Origin of the sequence: Lentzea sp. NPDC058450 (genome assembly GCF_042721395.1) — a bacterium.
GTDB lineage: Bacteria > Actinomycetota > Actinomycetes > Mycobacteriales > Pseudonocardiaceae > Lentzea.
Window position 1 is genome coordinate 214,205 of record NZ_JBHXLO010000008.1, and the last position, 18,845, is coordinate 233,049.

17 protein-coding genes and 1 pseudogene are annotated in these 18,845 nt (G+C 69.9%); 13 read left to right on the forward strand and 5 right to left on the reverse strand.

Going from position 1 to position 18,845, the window contains the following annotated elements; all coding sequences use genetic code 11:
• Positions 1 to 9 precede the first annotated feature (9 nt).
• The 3 genes from ACFWNN_RS15770 to ACFWNN_RS15780 all read left to right on the forward strand — a co-directional run bounded on the left by ACFWNN_RS15770 (position 10) and on the right by ACFWNN_RS15780 (position 2,509).
• On the forward strand, positions 10 to 1,662 hold the full coding sequence (locus ACFWNN_RS15770) for a bifunctional metallophosphatase/5'-nucleotidase (protein WP_382440602.1): 1,653 nt from the start codon (positions 10 to 12) through the stop codon (positions 1,660 to 1,662).
• A gap of 74 nt (positions 1,663 to 1,736) precedes the next feature.
• On the forward strand, positions 1,737 to 2,186 hold the full coding sequence (locus ACFWNN_RS15775; protein ID WP_382440603.1) for a hypothetical protein: 450 nt from the start codon (positions 1,737 to 1,739) through the stop codon (positions 2,184 to 2,186).
• A gap of 11 nt (positions 2,187 to 2,197) precedes the next feature.
• Entirely contained in the window at positions 2,198 to 2,509 is a 312-nt protein-coding gene (locus tag ACFWNN_RS15780; protein WP_382440604.1) for a hypothetical protein, read from the forward strand.
• On the opposite strand, the gene ACFWNN_RS15785 is transcribed toward ACFWNN_RS15780, so the two are convergent.
• Both ACFWNN_RS15785 and ACFWNN_RS15790 read right to left on the reverse strand, forming a co-directional pair.
• Positions 2,506 to 2,943 carry a hypothetical protein gene (locus ACFWNN_RS15785; protein ID WP_382440605.1) on the reverse strand — a complete coding sequence of 146 codons (438 nt, stop codon included), beginning with the start codon at positions 2,941 to 2,943 and terminating at the stop codon, positions 2,506 to 2,508. The two genes, ACFWNN_RS15780 and ACFWNN_RS15785, sit on opposite strands and share 4 nt — an antisense overlap.
• A complete protein-coding gene (locus ACFWNN_RS15790; protein ID WP_382440606.1) occupies positions 2,940 to 3,383 on the reverse strand; it encodes a hypothetical protein in 444 nt (147 codons plus the stop codon). Before ACFWNN_RS15790 ends, ACFWNN_RS15785 begins: the two co-directional genes overlap by 4 nt.
• Before the next feature lie 38 nt (positions 3,384 to 3,421).
• Between ACFWNN_RS15790 and mug the strand changes: the two genes are divergently transcribed.
• Positions 3,422 to 3,916, forward strand: coding sequence for a G/U mismatch-specific DNA glycosylase (gene mug / locus ACFWNN_RS15795; RefSeq protein WP_382440607.1), 495 nt, complete (start codon positions 3,422 to 3,424; stop codon positions 3,914 to 3,916).
• 192 nt (positions 3,917 to 4,108) lie between these two features.
• Positions 4,109 to 6,943 (forward strand): BTAD domain-containing putative transcriptional regulator, encoded by a 2,835-nt coding sequence (locus ACFWNN_RS15800; RefSeq protein ID WP_382440608.1) that lies wholly within the window; start codon positions 4,109 to 4,111, stop codon positions 6,941 to 6,943.
• On the opposite strand, the gene ACFWNN_RS15805 is transcribed toward ACFWNN_RS15800, so the two are convergent.
• Positions 6,933 to 7,484: a hypothetical protein gene (locus ACFWNN_RS15805; protein WP_382440609.1), complete on the reverse strand. Its 552-nt coding sequence runs from the start codon at positions 7,482 to 7,484 to the stop codon at positions 6,933 to 6,935. The genes ACFWNN_RS15800 and ACFWNN_RS15805 overlap by 11 nt on opposite strands.
• Before the next feature lie 139 nt (positions 7,485 to 7,623).
• On the opposite strand from ACFWNN_RS15805, the gene ACFWNN_RS15810 reads away from it, so the two are divergent.
• The 7 genes and pseudogenes from ACFWNN_RS15810 to ACFWNN_RS15840 all read left to right on the forward strand — a co-directional run bounded on the left by ACFWNN_RS15810 (position 7,624) and on the right by ACFWNN_RS15840 (position 13,287).
• Complete coding sequence (locus tag ACFWNN_RS15810; protein ID WP_382440610.1) at positions 7,624 to 8,094, forward strand: hypothetical protein; 471 nt, start codon at positions 7,624 to 7,626, stop codon at positions 8,092 to 8,094.
• Positions 8,095 to 8,133: 39 nt separating this feature from the next.
• Positions 8,134 to 8,892, forward strand: a complete 759-nt coding sequence (locus ACFWNN_RS15815) for an LLM class flavin-dependent oxidoreductase (protein ID WP_382440611.1) — start codon at positions 8,134 to 8,136, stop codon at positions 8,890 to 8,892.
• Between the two features lie 75 nt (positions 8,893 to 8,967).
• The gene (locus tag ACFWNN_RS15820; RefSeq protein WP_382440612.1) at positions 8,968 to 9,597 is read left to right on the forward strand and encodes a DUF4041 domain-containing protein; all 630 of its coding nucleotides are present in this window, start codon (positions 8,968 to 8,970) and stop codon (positions 9,595 to 9,597) included.
• Between the two features lie 692 nt (positions 9,598 to 10,289).
• Positions 10,290 to 10,796: pseudogene (locus tag ACFWNN_RS15825) on the forward strand (ATP-binding cassette domain-containing protein); the annotation flags it as partial.
• 224 nt (positions 10,797 to 11,020) lie between these two features.
• Complete coding sequence (locus tag ACFWNN_RS15830; RefSeq protein ID WP_382440613.1) at positions 11,021 to 11,992, forward strand: ABC transporter permease; 972 nt, start codon at positions 11,021 to 11,023, stop codon at positions 11,990 to 11,992.
• 31 nt (positions 11,993 to 12,023) lie between these two features.
• Entirely contained in the window at positions 12,024 to 12,401 is a 378-nt protein-coding gene (locus ACFWNN_RS15835; protein ID WP_382440614.1) for a GntR family transcriptional regulator, read from the forward strand.
• Between the two features lie 25 nt (positions 12,402 to 12,426).
• Positions 12,427 to 13,287: an ABC transporter ATP-binding protein gene (locus tag ACFWNN_RS15840; protein ID WP_382440615.1), complete on the forward strand. Its 861-nt coding sequence runs from the start codon at positions 12,427 to 12,429 to the stop codon at positions 13,285 to 13,287.
• Here the strand turns inward: ACFWNN_RS15840 and ACFWNN_RS15845 are convergent.
• A complete protein-coding gene (locus ACFWNN_RS15845; protein WP_382440616.1) occupies positions 13,281 to 14,819 on the reverse strand; it encodes a phytoene desaturase family protein in 1,539 nt (512 codons plus the stop codon). The two genes, ACFWNN_RS15840 and ACFWNN_RS15845, sit on opposite strands and share 7 nt — an antisense overlap.
• Positions 14,820 to 15,086: 267 nt before the next feature.
• Between ACFWNN_RS15845 and ACFWNN_RS15850 the strand changes: the two genes are divergently transcribed.
• Positions 15,087 to 16,325, forward strand: coding sequence for an ABC transporter substrate-binding protein (locus ACFWNN_RS15850; RefSeq protein ID WP_382440617.1), 1,239 nt, complete (start codon positions 15,087 to 15,089; stop codon positions 16,323 to 16,325).
• A gap of 137 nt (positions 16,326 to 16,462) precedes the next feature.
• Here ACFWNN_RS15850 and ACFWNN_RS15855 read toward each other — a convergent pair whose 3' ends face one another.
• Complete coding sequence (locus ACFWNN_RS15855; protein WP_382440618.1) at positions 16,463 to 18,799, reverse strand: Tex family protein; 2,337 nt, start codon at positions 18,797 to 18,799, stop codon at positions 16,463 to 16,465.
• Positions 18,800 to 18,845: the final 46 nt, after the last annotated feature.

The window sequence follows — 18,845 nt, forward strand, 5'->3', positions numbered from 1 at the left end:
CTGACGGTGATGGGTTCGACAGACCTGCACGGCAACCTGTTCAACTGGGACTACTACCTCAACCGCGAGTTCGACGACTTCGCGCACAACGACGTCGGGCTCGCGAAGATCTCGACCCTGGTGAACGACGTGAGGTCGGCGGTGGGCCGCCATCGGACGTTGCTGCTCGACGCCGGTGACACCATCCAGGGCACACCGCTCGCCTACTACTACGCGAAGGTCGAACCGATCACGCGTGGTGCGCACGTGCATCCGATGGCGGCGGCGATGAACGCCATCGGCTACAACGCCGCCGCACTGGGAAATCACGAGTTCAACTACGGGTTGCAGGTGCTGCGGACGTTCGAACGGCAGCTCGACTTCCCGTTGCTGGCGGCGAACGCGCTGGACGTCGCGACCGGACTGCCCGCGTTCCCGCCGTACGTGGTGAAGACGGTGTGGCGCACCGGCGGGCAGCCGTTGAAGGTCGGGATCCTGGGGCTCACGAACCCCGGGATCGCCGTGTGGGACCGCGCTCACGTGGACGGCGTGCTGACGTTCCCCGGCCTCGTGGAGCAGGCGCTGCACTGGGTTCCGGAGCTGCGGCACAAGTCCGACCTGGTGATCGTGGTGGCGCACTCCGGCGCCGACCTGTCGTCGTCGCTCGGCGACCAGGTGCCGTTCCCGGAGAACTGCTCGGAGCTGCTCGCCGAGACGGTGCCGGGGATCGACGCGATCCTGGTGGGCCACGCTCACGTGGAGATCCCGCAGCGGATCGTGACGAACAAGGTGACCGGGCGGCCAGTGCTGCTGACCGAGCCGCTGTACTGGGGCAAGCGGTTGTCGGTGATGGAGTTCGACCTGGCGCACGACGGGCACTGGGAACTGGTCGGCTCGCGGTCCTCGGTGCTGTCGTCGGCCTCGGTCCAGGAGGACCCGCGGATCGTGCGGTTGCTGCGGCACGACCACGAGAAGGTCGTGTCCTACGTGAACGGGAACATCGGGACCTGCGCGTCGGCGATGTCGGCGGCGCGGTCGCGGTTCGAGGACACGCCCGCGTTGCGGTTCATCAACCACGTGCAGGCGCTGGAGGTCGCGAAGGCCACCTCGCTGCCGGTGCTGTCGTTGTGCGCGCCCTTCAACCGCGCGGCGGCGATCCCGGCCGGGGACGTGTCCATCCGGGACGTGGCCGGGCTCTACATCTTCGACAACACGCTGGTGGGCGTGCGGATGACGGGCGCGCAGGTGCGCGACTTCCTGGAGGAGTCGGCGCGCTACTTCGCCCAGGTGTCGGGGCCGGGGCCGTTCACGGCGGCCGAGGTGTCGAACGACGTGCCGGACTACAACTTCGACATCGCCTACGGGCTCGCGGCGCCGCTGACCTACGACATCGACATCTCCGCACCGGTCGGGTCGCGGATCCGCTCGCTCGCCTACGACGGACGGCCGGTGGGCGACTCGGCCGAGTTCGCGGTGGCCGTGAACAACTACCGGCAGGCGGGCGGCGGCGACTTCCCGCACGTCGCGGCGGCGCCCGTGCTGCACAACCAGCAGCAGGAGATCCGGCAGCTGCTGATCGACTGGGTCAAGGCGGCCGGCTCGCTCGACCCCGCCGAGTTCACCGGCTCGGACTGGCGGCTGGTGTCCGGCGGCGAACCCGTGGTGGTTTCCACTAAAGAGTGAATTCCGGTGGGGTGTCCTGCTGGTTCCCGCTCGGTCGGTGGAAGTCGATCAGCCGGATGAGATAGTCCAAGCGCGTGCAGTTGCCGCAACGCGTTGCCGTCGGCGCATTCGTCGTGCCTGCCCTGCTCGCTTCGGTGGGTCTCGCCGCCCATCCCGCTCCGGTCGTGGCGCCCGGTCAGCTGGTGATCGCGGTGCGACAGGTCGAGGTCGTGCTGGCGGGCACCGCCGCGTCCGCCGAGGAACGCCAGCAGGTCGTGGACGCCGTGCGCGCCCTGACGGACCACCGCGTCACCGACGTGATGACGCTCGGGGACCGCCTGCCCGTTGCGCCCGGGGTGGTCACTTCGGTGCTGCGGGCCGTGCTCGACCACGGCGTCACCGAGTTCACCGGTGTCGTCCACGAAGGACACCTGACCGCGTCGGCACGCGTCGAGGACCCGGAGCGCGCGGGCTCGCTCAGCGACGCGCTGCGCTCGGCCGCCCCCGGCCTGCGCGTCGACGAGGACTTCACGACTACGGGCTAGGGAGCTGTTCGGTGTTCGGGTTCTTCTTCCAGATGTTCCTGCTGTGCGCGGGCGCGTTCCTCGCCGGCGTCCTGCTGACCTGGCTGACGATGCGCACGCGCGACACCGCCCCGGCCGATGTGCAGCCCCTGTCGATCATGGAGGAGCCCGCGGCCCCGGTGCCCTCGATCAAGGCGAACTCGCGCACGATGATGTTCCACACGCCCGACTCGCCGTACTACAAGCGCATGAAGGGCGACGCGTTCTTCCACTCGCCCGAGGACGCCCGCCGCGCCGGCTACACGATGTGGACGCCCCGCCCGCGCGTTCCGGCTGACGCCTAGCGGGCGCGCAGCCAGGCGTCGAGCGTGAGGTAGTCCGCGTCGGTCAGGCCGTGCCGCGGGTCCACCCGGTGCAGCAGCGCGTCGCCGTGGTGTTCGGCGACCCAGGCGCGGTCCTCGTCGCGGATCTCGTCGTCCACCCAGGCGAACGGCCGGGTGCCGGCGATCGCTGTCAGGCCGCGGGTCTTCCAGTGCAGGCCTTGAGGCGGCTCGTCGTCGGGCCAGTTCGCAACCGGGAGCGGCGGGAGGCCCAGCAGGGGCGCGATGTGGGTGTTGGCGTCGTCCATCCAGGTCGTGGCCCAGATCAGCTCGCACGGCAGGGCGGCGAGCCACGGGCCGTGCGCGGGGTCGAGGCGGGGGAGGCCGGGGTCGCCGGGGACGCCGTCGCCGAACGGCAGCAGCGGGCCGTCGACGTCGAGGAAGAGGATCGGCTTCACAGCGTGGCCGCCTGGTGCTCGCGCCACGCGGTGCGCAGGCCTTCGAGTTCGTGGCGGGGGAACGGGCGCCGCCAGTCCCGTTCGTACTCGGCCGGGGCCAGCGCGTCGAAGGCGCGGACGGCGGTGCGGGCGAGCGTGCCGAGCGGCTGCCGGGTCGACCAGATCTCGGCACCGGGACGCCGGTGGCCGGGGTGTTCGGTGATCCGCAGGTCGACCGCGCCACCGTCGCGCCGGAAGTGCCAGCGGTAGACGGTGGGCTCGGCCTCGAACTCGGCACGGGTCTCGGCGTCGCCGCGCAGCAGGCGGGTCACGGCGGTCAGGAGGTCCTCGGGAGCGGCGGTCACGTACGAGGCGACGACCACCACCTGCGCCGCGCGGTCGGCCAGCCGCACGTCCGCCCACCCGTCGCGCACGGACCAGGTCATCGTCAGATCGGCCATGGCGGGCAGGTTATGTCGCGCCTCGTAGGCTTGGCGACGTGATTGCCGATGTGATCAAGCCCGGGCTCGACGTGTTGTTCTGCGGGATCAACCCGGGGCTCGTGTCGGAGGCGACCGGGCACCACTTCGCGCGGCCCGGAAACCGGTTCTGGCCCGCGCTGCATTTGTCCGGGTTCACGCCGCACCAGTTCGCGCCCGCCGAGCAGGAGAAGCTGCTCGATCTCGGGCTCGGCATCACGAACGTCGTCGCGCGGCCCAGCGCCCAGGCCGCCGAATTAACAATTGACGAAATGCGGCAAGGCGCGGCCGAGCTGACCGAAAAGGTCGAGCGGTATTCACCGAAGGTTCTCGCGGTACTCGGCGTGACCGTGTACCGGGCCGCGTTCGGCCGGAAGAAGGCGCAGGTCGGGGCCCAGCAGGACACCGTGGGCGGCGTGCGCGTGTGGATCCTGCCGAATCCGAGCGGGCTGAACGCTCACTGGCAGTTGCCGGCGCTCGCGGAGGAGTTCGGGCGTCTCAAAAGGAGTCTCTAGAAACAGAACAAGTGTTCACATTCATGCCCACTGAAAGTGGGCTGGACGGAGTGGGGCCTGGTCTGGTTGCATCCACATCTGCGTCCGTTCGAGTGCATTCACCTGGAAGTGGAACCCCGGAATGCCGGGCTGCGTCAGAATTTGGCAATGCCGTGCAGAACTTGGTGAATCTTCAACACTGGTGGGGGCGCAGTGGAGATCAGGATTCTCGGGCCGGTGGAACCGACGGTGCCGCCGAAGCCCGCGCAGATCTTAGCCGTCCTGGCGGTCGAATGCGGGAAGATCGTGCCCGTCGAACGCCTCATCGACCTCATCTGGGGCGAGGAACCGCCGCCGCAGGCGCGCAAGTCGCTGCAGGTGCACATCTCCAGCCTGCGCCGGACCGGGCTGCCGGTCGAGCACCGGGCGGCGGGGTACGTGCTGAACGCCGACCCCGAGTCCGTCGACCTGCACGCGTTCCGGCGGCTCGTCGCGCGAGCGGGTGAAGAGGCCGAGCTGAAGGTCAAGGCCGAGTGCCTCGACCAGGCGTTGCAGCTGTGGCGCGGCGCTCCGGTGGTGTTCGCGCAGACCCTCGACGTGCAACGGCTCGCGGCCGCCGAGGCGTGGGTCGACGCCGAGCTGGCGCTGGGCCGGCACGCCGAGCTGGTCGACCGGCTCGGGGCGTTCGTCGCCGAGTACCCGCTGGCCGAACGGCTGCGCGGGCAGCTCATGACCGCGTTGGCGCGGGCGGGCAGGCGGGCCGACGCCATGCGGGTGTTCCGCGAGACGCGCAAGGTGCTCGTGGACGAGCTGGGGGTCGAGCCCGGCGAGCAGTTGCAGCAGCTCTACCGGGACGTGCTGGAGGGCTCGCGGGACAGCCGCCGCAACTACCTGCCGCGCGACGCGGGCGACTTCACCGGGCGCGACCGGGAGCTGTCGCGGCTGCTCGACAGCGACGGCGGCGTGTGGTGGATCGAGGGACCCGCGGGCGTCGGCAAGTCGGCGTTGGCCGTGCACGCGGCCCATCGGCTCGCCGACCGGTACCCGGACGGGCAGCTGTTCGTGGACCTGCACTCGCCGTCCGGCGCGCTCGACGCGTTGCTGCGGGCCATGGACGTGCCGAGCGAACGGATTCCGGAGTCCGCCGAGGAACGCGCGGCGCTGTGGCGGGCCACGGTCAGCGGGCGGCGGGTCGTGATCGTGCTGGACGGCGTCACGAGCGTCTCGCAGGTCAGGCCGTTGCTGCCGGGCAGTCCGGGCTGTCTGACGCTGATCACGAGCCGCAGCAGGCTGTGCGGGCTCGAAGGCGTCCGCCGGATCCCGCTCGACGTGCTGAGCAGCGACGAGGCGGTGACGTTGCTGCGGCGGATCCTCGGAGACGACCGGGTCGCCGCGGAGCCGGACCAGGCAGAAGAGGTCGCGCGGCTGTGCGGGTACCTGCCGCTCGCCGTGCGGATCACCGGCGCCCGGCTCGCCGGACGCGCGCACTGGCCGGTGTCGAAGCTGGTCAGGCGGCTGTCCGACGAACGGTCCCGGCTCGACGAGCTGGTCGCGGACGACCTGGCGGTCAGGGCCGGCCTGGAGCTCACCTACCGGGCGCTCGACGCGAACGCCCGCCGCGCGTACCGGATCTTCGGGTTCCTCGGGCTGCCCGAGGTGCCGAGCTTCCTGTGGGTGCACCTGCTCGACGAGGACGTGCTCGACCAGCTCGTCGACGCACGGCTGCTCGACGTCATCGGCAGCGCGCGGTACCGGATGCACGAGCTGGTGCGGCTGCACGCCCGTGAGCTGGCCGAGGCCGAGGACGCCAAGAACGACAGGGAGGACGTGGTCCGGCGGGCCGTCGTCGCCGCTTTGTCCACTGTGGACGGCCTGACCGAGCAGCTGTTCCTCGCCGTGCCGCGGATGCAGGACTCGCTGGGCGTGCTCGCCCCGGTCGCGCGGCCCGCCGACAAGGACGCGTGGTTCGCGCGCGAGGAACCGTTGCTCGTGCGGCTCGTGGAACGGGCGGCGGAGCTCGGCCTGGTGGAGATCGCCTCGCAGCTCGCCGAGGTGCTGGTGTTCGCCTGGTTCGGGCTCAGGAACCGTTACGAGGCCTGGGAGAGGACGCACACGGCCGCGTTGGAGGCGGCGTGGCGGACCGGCGACCTGCGGCTGGAGGCGGTGCTGCGGTGCAGCCTCGGGCAGATGCACTACAAGCGGGACAACCTGGTCGAGGCGCGGTCGTGGTTCGACACCGCGCAGACGTTGTTCGTGAACCTGGGCGACCAGCGGGGCGAGGCCGTCGCGATGAACGGCATCGGCATGGTGTGCCGCGACCTGGGTCAGTACCCGTGCGCGCTGGAGGCATTGGACCGGGCGCGTGAGCTGCTCGCGTCGCACGACCTCGAAGGCGAGGCGCACGCGCTGTACGGAATCGGCTCCATCAAAAGGGAACTGGCCGACGACGCGGGGGCGTTCGAGACGCTGGAACAGGCCGCCTCTGTCTACCGGCAGGCCCGCAGCCGGCGCGGTGAGGCGCTGGCGGCACGGGGGATCGGGCTCGTGCACCGGGCGCGCGGCGAGCTGGACCTCGCCGAGGAGCACATCCGGCGCGCGCACGAGATGGTCGCGGGCACCGGAGACGAACTGCTCGGCTGCTACACCGCGCAGGCGTTGGCGAAGGTGTTGCTGCGCAGGGGTTTCCTCGACCCGGCCGAGGCGCTGATCGGGCAGGCGCTGGACGGGTGCCGCGACGTCGGGGACCGGTTCGGCGAGGCGCTGGTCCGCCGCACGCTGGGGGAGTGGCGGCTCGCGGCGGGCGACCACGCGGGAGCACGGGTGGTGCTGACGGATCTGCTGCCGGTGTGGAACGACCTGAGCCTGCCGCTGTGGCGGGCCAGGACGTTGCGCGACCTCGGAGCGGTCCACGCCCGTCTGGGGGACTGGGAAGGCGCGGACCGCTCCTGGGACGAGGCCGCCGGCCTGTTCACGCGCCTGGGCACCAGGGAGATGGGAGAGGTGCACCAGTGGCCGGCTCAGTGGGGCCTCGCGTCTGTCAGCCCGTGATCTTCTTGTACTTCCACGGGGCGTAGCCGCCGCTCTTCAGCGACGAGATCGTCACGGTCTCGTGGTCCATGTCCGTGGCGGTGCTGCCCTCCTCGTAGATCCACGCGGAGGTCTTGGCCGAGTTGGCCCACTTCTCGAACAGCTTCACGTGGCCGTTGCGCAGGATCATGTCGCCCGGCTTGAGGTTCGCCCACGAGATCTTGGTGGCGACGCTGTCCAAAGTGGACGTGTTGAGGCTCGACGTGAGCTTCCACGTCATGGACACGAAGCCCGAGCAGTCGGTGCGGTACTTCTTGCCCTTGTTGATGTCCCAGGCGTAGGCCGACTGGCTGTACGGGACCTTGCGGTCCCACCAGTCCTTGGCGCGCTTGATGACCTCGGTGCGGCTGATCGAACCGCCGTACCCGGCCGCCGCCTCGACCTGCGTCGCGGCGGTCGCCTGCTCGGACGGTCCCTCCGGCGCGGCCTGGGCGATGCCGCTCATGCCGCCCAGCAGCCCCAGCGAGATGGCGGTCGCCGCCACGGCGTGGCGAATGCGCATGGTGTTGCTCCGATCGTTGGTGACGACCGGAACTGTCCACGGAGGCGCCAAAGATCGGCCAAAGACCGATTTAGGCCTTCCTTTACCGCTCCTTCCTAGCTTTCGCGGCACCTTGCTTTGGGCTTGAAGGAGAGAGCACATGTTCGTTCGCACGATCGCAGCCGTGATCGCGATGTTCGCCGCTCTGATCATGGGCGCGTCCGTCGCGTCGGCGGCCCCTGCCAAGTACACCCACTCCCAGGCGACCGCGCAGCTCAGCGCTGCCGGCATCGGCTGGACGTCCAGTGGTGGGTGCAGTGACCGCAACCGTCCCAACTGCACGTCGTTCGAGCAGATCAACCAGACGACGATCGCGGGCGCGAAGACGTTCAAGAGCGCGTCGGGCTGCGCGCTGACCATCACCGGCGGGACGGAGACCGGCCACGCGTCGGGCACCTACTCCCACTGGAACGGCTACAAGGTCGACTACCGGCTGAGCACCTGCGTCACGAACTACATCAAGGGCAGCTTCACCTCCATCGGTGGCAACAAGTGGCGTTCCAACGCCGGCAACGTCTACTACCTGGAGTCGAACCACTGGGACGTCACGTACCACAACTGCGGGTGCTGACGCCGTAGTTCTGTCGGGGGCCGGTAGTAGGTTGGCGGAGTGACCACACTCGGCGTTGTCTACCGGCCCCAGCTCCCACCCGAGAACCTGCGTTCCGTCGTCCTCGCCGCAGAGGAGTCCGGAGTGGACTCCCTGTGGCTGTGGGAGGACTGCTTCCTGGAGAGCGGCATCGCCTGCGCGTCCGCCGCGCTGGCCTGGACCTCGCGGCTGCACGTCGGCGTCGGCCTGCTGCCGGTGCCGCTGCGCAACGTGGCGCTGACCGCGATGGAGACCGCGACGCTGGAGCGTCTCTTCCCCGGCCGCGTGACCCTGGCCGTCGGGCACGGCGTGCAGGACTGGATGGGTCAGGTCGGCGCGCGAGTGGCATCACCCCTGACGTTGCTGCGCGAGTACACCCTCGCTCTGAAGGCGCTGCTGGCAGGCGAACGCGTCACCGTCTCCGGCCGGTACGTGAACCTGACCGGCGTGGCCCTGGACTGGCCGCCCGCCGCGCCGATGCCGATCTACGTGGGCGGACTGGGCATGAAGACCCTGGACCTCGCCGGCGAGGTGGGCGACGGCACGGTCCTCGACGCCTCGGCCGACCTCGACCGCGTCCGTGCGATCAGCGCGACCCGCACGCACCCCGTCGTCGTCTACGTGGAGACGGACTCGCGCGACCGTGCGTACGTCACGGACCTGGTGGCTTCCGTGGCCGACGCGGGCGCGACCAGCGTGATCTTGCAGCAGTCCGCCACGAGCGAAGACCCCGAAGGGTTCGTTCGTTTCGTGGGATCACTCGATGGTGTGAGTGCGTAGCGCGAGAGATAACGGCGGATTCCCCCTTGCGATGGAACGGTCATGGGCCTTTCGTCGCTGATCGGGGAGGTAAGCATGCTCGGGCGCAAAGACCGCCGGATCGCTGAGCTGGAGCAGGCCGTGGAAGGCCTGCAAGAACTCCTCTCCAGGATCAGCGCAGCCCAGACGGCGCAGACCAGTGCGTTCGAAGAGGTGGACCGAGCCGGTGCCGAACTAGTAGCGCTGCGGCACCGCATCACCACCGCCCGCGCCGAACTCCAGCCGCTGAAGGACGAACTGACCTTCCAGCGAGCCGGCGTGTTCCGCACCGACGCCACAGCGGACCACCAGGCACAGCTGGACCTGGTCCACGACGAGATGAAGACCCTGATCAAGACCGGTGCGGCGATCGAAGGTGGCGGGCAGGTCACCTACAACGGATCGGACGTGACCGGCCGCAGGCTCGTCGAGGACTGGTCGGCGCTCATGCTCCGCTCGTACAACTGCGAGGCCGAGAACTGCCTGCGCATGCTGCGAGCGGGCGGCCTGGACGCGGCGAGAAGGAGGCTCGATCGCGCGGCGTCGGCGATCGAACGCCTCAGCGGAACCTTCGGGCTCCGCGTCTCGCCGCGCTACCAGGCCCTGCGCGCCTACGAACTGGAACTCACCGCAGACCACCTCCAGCGCAGGCAGGAGTCGAGGCGCACCCGCCGCATCGCGTCCTGACAGCCGCCGGCTCGGGTGCCCTCGCCAACGCGGGCCTGGGCGAGGCAGGCCGAGGCAAGGCGAGGCAAGGCGAGGCAAGGCGAGGCAAGGCGAGGCGGGGCAGGGCAGCGCGGCGCGAAGCAAGTCAGCGAAGCGCGGCAGCGAGGTACGGCAGGCGAGGCGGCACAGTGCTGGGTGAGGCAGGGCACGGCGGTCGAGGTACGGCGGCAGGTGTGGTGAGCCAAGACGGGTGGACCTTGCCGGGTACCAATGGCTTGAGGACTCGCGATGCCGAAGGCGAGCCCGTCTGAGCGTAAGCATCGCGATGGCGCAGCCGAGCGCCCGGCCAAGACCCAACGCAATGCCGAAGGCGAGGCGTCCTTCCTTCTTGGCTCGGTCCAAGCGGTGTGGCGACGTGCGCTGCCAACGTGCCCACGCTGCAAGGAGATTGGGGCTTGACTTTGGGTGCGAGGTGCTAGCTTCGAGAGCTCGGCCGGGCGCTTTTCAGCCCGGCCTTTTCCGGCCGATCAGCGCCTCGCAAGGGCCCCGAAGTCAAGCCCCAATCTCTATCGACGCGCCAGCGGCGATGACTCGACCACGCTCGTCCGCAGTTCGTCTTTGCACCCAACCCGACCACCGCACTGGCGACGCATACCACCCCAGCTAGCACCCTTTCACTAGTTATCTAGTGAAAGGGTGCTACGGTAGAACCCATGAGGCAGAGGGAGCACCCGCCAGTCCTGGCGGAGAACCTGGGGAAGAAGTACCCACGAGGCTGGGCCCTGCAAGACTGCACACTGCAGATCCCACCCGGCCGAACCGTAGCGCTGGTAGGCCCGAACGGCGCCGGCAAGAGCACCCTGATGGGCATGGTCACCGGCCTCCTACGCCCGACCACAGGCCAAATCAAGGTCTTCGGCGAGGCACCGAACGGCCGAGGCATGCACCGCTCAGTAGCGTTCCTGACCCAAGCCAAACCCCTGTACCCGCAGTTCACCGTCACCGAGACGCTGAAATACGGCCAGCAAACCAACCCGAGCTGGGACCAGACCTACGCCGAGCACCTGATCCACAACGCGCAGGTGCCGCCACAAGCCAAGGTGGGCACCCTCTCCGGCGGCCAGCGAACGCGAGTGGCGCTGGCCCTGGCCCTGGGCAAACGCCCGAAGCTCCTGATGCTCGACGAGCCCCTGGCGGACCTGGACCCGCTGGCCCGCGAGGACGTTCTCACCACGCTCGTGCAGGAGTGCCGCCAACAGAACATCACGGTCCTCCTCTCCTCGCACGTGCTGGCGGAGCTGGAAGACGTGTGCGACCACCTGGTGCTCCTGGCAGAAGGCAAAGTGCGACTGGCAGGCGACGTCAGGGACCTGCTCAACGCCTACCCGCAACACCGGACGCTCAGTCAGCTCGCGCTCGCGCACATGCGGATGGAGGTGGCGGCATGACGTGGGTCGTGTGGCGGCAGCAGCGGGCCGTGTTCATCACGCTCGCCGCGGGGCTGGTGGTCAGCGTGGCCGCGATTCTGTTGCTCAAAGCCGCGATGGTGGCGGACCTCAACGCTCGCAACCTGCTCGACTGCGTCGCCAAGGGGCTGGACGCGTGTCGCGGGGAGGCGGCCAGCGAGTTCCAGAACACCTGGTTCGACCGGCTGCACGTCGCGCACGGCACGGTCATCGCCGCGCCCGCGCTGATCGGGGTGTTCGTCGGCGCGCCGTTGTTCGCGCGGGAGTACGAGCAGGGCACGCACGCGCTGGCGTTCACGCAGTCGGTCAGCAGGACGCGGTGGATGGTGACCAAGTTCGCGGTCGCCGCGTTGCCCGCGCTGGTCGTGGTGCTCGCTTACCAGGCCGCCGTGCACAGCTGGGTGGACGCGGCGGGCAAGCTCGGGCCACTTGCGGCCGGGCCGTTCTACGTCACGACGTTCGACGCGCAGGGCGTCTCGCCGGTCGCGTACACGCTCTTCGCCTACGCGCTCGGGATGTTCGCCGGCGCGCTGTCGAGGCGGACGCTCGTGGCGATGACGGTGACGCTTGGGCTGTTCGTCGTGGTGCGGGTGGTGCTCGGGGGTGTGCGGGAGAACCTGATCACGCCGACCAGGGTGCTGTCCGACGACCTCGACGGGCGCTCGACCGTCGAGCGCGGGCCGCTGGTGGTGGAATCGGGGTTCCTCGACGCCAGGGGCGCGGTGGTCGCGGATCCGACGCCGATGATGAACTGCTCCGCCCGCGGTGACGCGCAGGCGGTCACGGACTTCGAGGCCTGCTACCGGGAGAACGGGCTGGCGCAGCGGTTCGCCGACGTCATCCCGGTCGACCAGGTGAACACGCTGCACCTGCTGGAGGCGTCGATCTTCACCGGGGCCGCGGTGCTGTTCGTGCTCGGCACGGTGTGGGCTGTGCGCAGGCAGGCGTGAGCCGGGAGGGTGGGCACCTATGCTGAGCGGCGTGATCGAGTTTCGCATCGATCGGCACTCCGGGGTGTCCACCTATCTCCAGATCGCCGCGCAGGTCAAGCAGGCCATGCGGATGGGGCTGCTCGGACCCGGCGACAAGCTGCCGACGGCACGGGAGGTGGTGGAGGCCACCAGGGTCAACCCCAACACCGTGCTGAAGGCCTACCGCGAGCTCGAGCACGAGGGGCTCGTGGAGGGCAGGCGGGGGATGGGCACGTTCGTCACGGCCTCGCTCGCCACCGACGCGGCGAAGGCGGACGCGCCGCTGCGGCAGGACCTGGAGAGCTGGATGGACCGCGCGGTCGGCGAGGGGCTGTCCGGCGACGAGGTCGACGCCATCTACACCGACGTGCGGGACACGCACTACTGATGTCCACTGTGGACGTGGGGGCAGCATGAACGCCAGTCCGGTGCGGGCGGAGAACGTCGCGAAGCACTTCGGGCGCACCAAAGCCCTCGACGAGTGCTCGTTCGAGCTGCCGGAGGGCAGCGTCACGGGCCTCGTCGGGCCGAACGGCGCGGGCAAGAGCACGTTGCTGTCGCTGATCGCCGGCCTCGCCCGGCCCACGAGCGGCGAGATCACCGTGCACGGCACGGCGGTGCGCGGCCGGATGCACCCCGACGTGTCGTTGCTGACCCAGAAAAGGCCGCTGTACGACCAGTTCACGGTCCGCGAGCTGATGCGGGCGGGCGCCGCGATGAACGACCGGTGGTCGGCCGAACGCGCCGACGAGGTGCTCGACCTCCTCGCGGGCGTGGACAAGGACGCGAAGGTGCGCACGCTGTCGGCCGGTGCGCGCACACAGGTCGCGATCGCACTGGCGCTGGGGCGCCTGCCGAAGGTGCTGCTGCTGGACGAACCGATGTCCGACCTCGACCCGTTGGCGCGCGACGAGACGTTGCGGATCCTCATGACCGAGGTCGCCGAACGCGGCACGACGGTCCTGCTGTCGTCGCACCTGCTCACCGACCTCGGTGACGTCTGCGACCACCTGCTGCTGCTGGACGAGGGCCGCGTGCAGGTGTGCGGCGAGATCGACGAGATCCTGCACGAGCACCACGTCGTCGTCGGGCCCGCCGGACAGGAGCTGGAGGCGGACGGCGTGGTCGACGCCTCGCACACCTCCCGCCAGACCACGGCGCTGGTGCGGGGAAACGTGCCGAAGGGGTGGGAGACAACGCATCCCGACCTCGAAGCGCTCGTGATGGGCTACCTGCGGGCGTCGCGCGCCCGAAAGTTCGCTCGCACTCAGTAGAGGGCTTTGTGCAGGCCCTGCACCAGGGTCTTGTACAGCTCACCGGCCGCGCCCCACCGGGCCAGCGCCGCCCGTGCCGCGTTCGCGCCCGCCGCGCCGTGCACGCCACCGCCCGGCCAGGCCGACGAGCCCGCGAGGTACAGGCGGTCGAACGGCGTGTCCGCACGCCCGAGGCCCGGCAACGGGCGGAACACCAGCTGCTGGTGGATGGCGCCGGTGCCGCCGTTGACCGACCCGATCTCGGCCGGGCCGAGCACCGACCGGCCGAGGATGCGGGACCGGAAGCCGGGGGCGCGTTCCTCGATCATCACCTCGAGGCGGTCGGCCCGGCGCTTCAGCCGGTCCGGCGTCCAGTTCCCGCCCAGCGGCACGTGCGTGTACGCCCAGGCGGCCTCGGTGCCGGCGGGGGACCGGGTCGGGTCGGTCGTCGTCATCTGGCCCATCACCACGAACGGCGTGCGCGGCACCTTGCCGCAGGCCAGCTCGTGCGCGACGCCCGCCAGGCCGTTCACGTCCCCGCCGAGGTGGACCGTGCCCGCCTGCGCGGCCTCCGGGTTCGTCCACGGGATGGGGCCGGAGAGCGCCCAGTCGACCTTGATCGTGTCGCTGTCCCACTGGAAGCGGCGCAGGTCCTCGGCGAGCTTCGCCGGCAACGCGTCGGGGCCGAGGAGGTCCAGGTAGAGCGACGGGGCCGGGATATCCGCGACGACGGCACGGCGTGCGCGCACGACCGAGCCATCGGCCAGACGCACGCCCACGGCCACACCGCGCGCGTGCAGCACGTCGGTCACCTCGGCGTTCGTCTCGACCCGGCCACCGAACCGGCGCACCAGGGACGCCGTCAGCTCACGAGCACCGCCGCGCGGGACCGGGTTGCCGACCTCCTGGCCGAGCATCGCGAGCAGCCAGCCGAAGCCCGCGCCGCCCGCCTGGTCGGGGCCGAGGTCCGTGTGCATCGTGTTGCCCGCCAGCAACACACGGGCGCCCTCGCCGTCGAACAGCTCCTCGCCCAGCCGTCGCACCGGCATCGTCAGCGTCCGCGCCAGCCGCAGCGCCTCGCCGATCCCGGCCGACCGCAGCAGCGAGAGGCCGCCGCGCACGGGTGGAAACGGTTGCAACAGAGAGTGAAGTACCCCTTCGCGCACCTGGAGCCACTTCGCGTACTCCGTCTGCCAGCGGTCGCTGTCCGCGTGGGCAAAGGTGCCGACGGATTTGGCCGTCACCTCGACGTCGCGGGAGAGCAACGCGACTCGGTCATCCGGCAGCACGTGCGCTAGGACGGCTGGAGCGTGCTCCCACCGCACGTCGAGGTTCAGGGCACCCAGCACGGGAGAGCCGAGACCCAACGGGTAAAAGGCGCTGTACACGTCGTTGGTGAAGCCCGGCGCGGTCATCTCCGCCGACGTCACGGCACCACCGGGGCTGTCGCGCCGCTCCAGCACGAGGACGTCCCAGCCGGCGTCGGCGAGCAGCGCGGCCGCCACCAGTCCGTTGGGTCCTGACCCGATGACGATCGCGTCGGCCTCGTTCACGCACGCCTCCCCAATACCCGTGTGGGAGCAACCATTGCAGATCTTCACGCGTTCGGATGCGCCCGTACGGAGGTGTGAGATGTGACCGAAGACGCCGTATCTCATTTCGTTCGGTACCGAAGAGCTAGCACACTCCGTAGTCGAGCGGTAGTCACATGAACCTTACGTCTCTGTGAGCCGTAACACATAAGGGGGTGTTATGTGACCCCCGTGTCAATACTGAGCTACCGCTTAGTATGTGTCGATCATTTGGACAAGGACCTCTGCATGCCCCTCCGCCGCGTACTGCCCACCGCCGCCTTGGCGCTCGCCGTCCTCGTGGCCGGCTGTGGCTCCGAGACAGCTGACAAGCCCCAGTTGAAGACGGGGCCGGGCGTTACCGACGACACGATCTCGCTCGGCGTCCTGACCGACATGACAGGTCCGTTCAAGGGCTCGGCGCTGACCCGCATGAAGGGCTACGAGCTGTACTTGAAGCAGGTCAACGACCGCGGCGGCATCTGCGGCCGCAAGATCGACCTGAAGGTCAAGGACCACGCGTACGACGTGCAGAAGGCCCTCGACGCCTACTTCGACCTGGAGCCGCAGGTGCTCGGCTTGCTGGAGCTCGCGGGCACCCCGATGACCGCCGCCATCGAGCCCGACATCATGCAGACCCGCACGCTGACGGCTCCCGCGTCGTGGGCCGCGTCATTGCTCGGCAACCCGCACATGATGATCGTGGGCACGACGTACGACCTCGACGTCATCAACGGACTTGATCACTACAAGCGCCGTGGCGTGATCAAGGAGGGCGACACCGTCGGCCACGTCTTCGCGCAGGGCAGCTACGGCGACAACGCCGTCGAAGGCAGCCGGTTCGTCGGCACGCAGTGGAACATGAAGATCGCCGAGCAGCCCATCAGCGAGACCGCGGCCGACCTCTCGCAGCAGATCGCCGCGCTGAAGGCCGCCGGAGCCAAGGCCGTCGTGCTGAGCACCACCCCGCCGCAGACCGCCGCCGCCGTCGGTGTGGCCGCGGCCCTCAAGTGGGACGTGCCGTTCCTGGTCAACGTGGTCGGCTTCGACACCGCGATCCTCGACTCGCCGGTCGGCCCGGCCGTCGAGAAGCAGGTGACCGTGGTGACGTCGGTGGCGCCGTTCACCGGCTCGCAGCAGGGCCCGCGCGAGGTCGCGGCGGCGTTCAACAAGGCCTACCCGAACGAGAAGCCCGCGATCTACGTCGACCACGGCTACACGGTCGCGAAGGTGTTCCTGTCGGTCGTCGAGAAGGCCTGCCAGAAGGGCGACCTCACCCGCGACGGCGTGCTGGACGCGTTCCACGACACCAACGGCCTGGACACGCAGGGCCTGACCGGCGCGCTGCACTACTCGCTCGTCGGACGGCCGTCGGCCACGCAGTCCTACATCGCCAAGGTCGACTCGAAGGTGCCGGGCGGGTTGACCACTGTCGAGGAGCTGTTCGAGTCCGAGCTCGTGAAGGCCAAGGGCACCCGCGCCAAGTAACGGCACGGCGCCTCCGCGGCTCCGCCATCGGCTGCCAGCGCCACGAGGCTTGGCTTCTGCCGCCTCCGGCAGGCCCCACACCCGCCAAATGAGAAACGGCCCCTCCCGAGCGCGGGAGGGGCCGTTCTCCGTCCTTTCTACTTGCCGAACCCGGCCTTGCGGAGCGCGTCCGCCATCGAGCCGCTCGCGGGCGGCGGCGAGTTGCGCTGCTGCTGCCCGCCGCGCTGCTGGCCACCACCGCGCTGCTGCGGACGGCCACCGCGGTCCCGGCCGCCACCGCCGCCCTGCTGCTTCGGCGCGGGCTTGCCCGGCTCGTCGGTCAGCCGCAGCGTGAGGCCGATGCGCTTGCGGGCCTCGTCGACCTCCAGGACCTTCACCCGCACCACGTCACCGGACTTCACGACGTCGCGCGGGTCCTTCACGTAGGTGTTGGACAACGCCGAGATGTGCACGAGGCCGTCCTGGTGCACGCCGATGTCCACGAACGCGCCGAACGCGGCCACGTTCGTCACGACGCCCTCCAGCACCATGCCGGGCTTGAGGTCGGCGATCTTCTCGACGCCGTCCGCGAAGGTCGCCGTCTTGAACGCCGGGCGCGGGTCGCGGCCGGGCTTCTCCAGCTCGCGCAGGATGTCCGTCACGGTCGGCAGGCCGAACTGGTCGTCCACGAACTGCTCGGGCCGCACCTTCGTGAGCACCGCCGTGTTGCCGATCAGCTCGGCGCCCGCGGCCTCCTGGATGCGGCGCACGACCGGGTACGCCTCGGGGTGCACCGAGGACGCGTCGAGCGGCTCGTCGCCCCCGCGGATCTTGAGGAAGCCCGCGCACTGCTCGAACGCCTTCGGGCCGAGCCGCGCCACCTCCATCAGCGACTTGCGGGTCTTGAACGGACCGTTCGAGTCGCGGTGCAGCACGATGTTCTCCGCGAGCCCGGCGGTGATGCCGGAGACGCGGGTCAGCAGCGGCACGGACGCGGTGTTGAGGTCCACGCCGACCGCGTTCACGCAGTCCTCGACCACCGCGTCGAGCGAGCGCGACAGCTTCGACTCCGCGAGGTCGTGCTGGTACTGGCCGACGCCGATCGACTTCGGGTCGATCTTCACCAGCTCGGCCAGCGGGTCCTGCAGGCGGCGTGCGATCGACACGGCGCCGCGGATCGAGACGTCGAGGCCCGGCAGTTCGGACGACGCGTAGGCCGACGCCGAGTACACCGACGCGCCCGCCTCGGACACCACGATCTTGGTGAGGCCCAGGTCGGGGTGGCGCTTGATCAGGTCGGCGGCGAGCTTGTCGGTCTCGCGCGAGGCCGTGCCGTTGCCGATGGCGATCAGGTCGACGTTGTGCTGCTTGGACCACGCGGCGAGCTTCGCGATCGACTCGTCCCAGCGGTTCGCGGGCACGTGCGGCTGGATGACGCCGTGCGCGACGACCTTGCCGGTGGCGTCGACGATCGCGACCTTCACGCCGGTGCGGTAGCCGGGGTCGAGGCCCATGGTGGCGCGGGTGCCGGCCGGGGCGGCGAGCAGCAGGTCGCGCAGGTTCGACGCGAAGACCTTGACGGCCTCGTCCTCGGCGAACGAGCGCAGCCGGCCGCGCAGGTCGATGCCCAGGTGCACGAGGATGCGGGTCCGCCACGCCCAGCGCACGGTGTCGGTGAGCCACTTGTCACCGGGACGGCCCCGGTCGTCGATGCCGAACCGCGACGCGATGCGGACCTCGAACGTGGACGGGCCGCCTTCCTCGTTGGGCTCCTCCGGCTCCAGGACGAGGTCGAGGACCTCCTCCTTCTCGCCGCGGAACAGCGCGAGGATGCGGTGCGACGGCAGCTTCGCGAACGGCTCGTCGAACTCGAAGTAGTCGGCGAACTTGGCGCCGTCGGTCTCCTTGCCCTCGCGGACCTTGGAGACGACCCGGCCGCGCGTCCACATCTGCTCGCGCAGGTCACCGATCAGGTCGCCGTCCTCGCCGAACCGCTCGACCAGGATGGCCCGCGCGCCCTGCAGGGCGGCCGCGGCGTCCGCGACCTCCTTGGCCGGGTCGACGAACTTCGCGGCCTCTTCCTGAGGGTTCAGGCCAGGATCACCCAGAAGTGCGTCGGCGAGGGGCTCCAGGCCCGCCTCCTTCGCGATCTGGGCCTTGGTGCGGCGCTTCTGCTTGTACGGCAGGTAGAGGTCCTCCAGCCGCGCCTTGGACTCGGCGGCGAGGATCTGCGCTTCGAGGGCTTCGGTGAGCTTGCCCTGCTCGCTGATCGAGTTGAGGACGGCCGCCCGGCGCTCTTCCAGCTCGCGCAGGTAGCCGAGGCGTTCCTCGAGCGTGCGCAGCTGGGCGTCGTCGAGACCGCCGGTCGCCTCCTTGCGGTAGCGGGCGACGAACGGGACGGTCGCGCCACCGTCGAGCAGTTCGACAGCAGAGCCGACCTGGCCAGCGGCCACGCCGAGCTCGTCAGCGATCTTCTGGTGGATGAGCGTTGTCACAGCGCGCCATTCTGCCCGCTGTCCGATTCGACGTGGCACGGTGTCC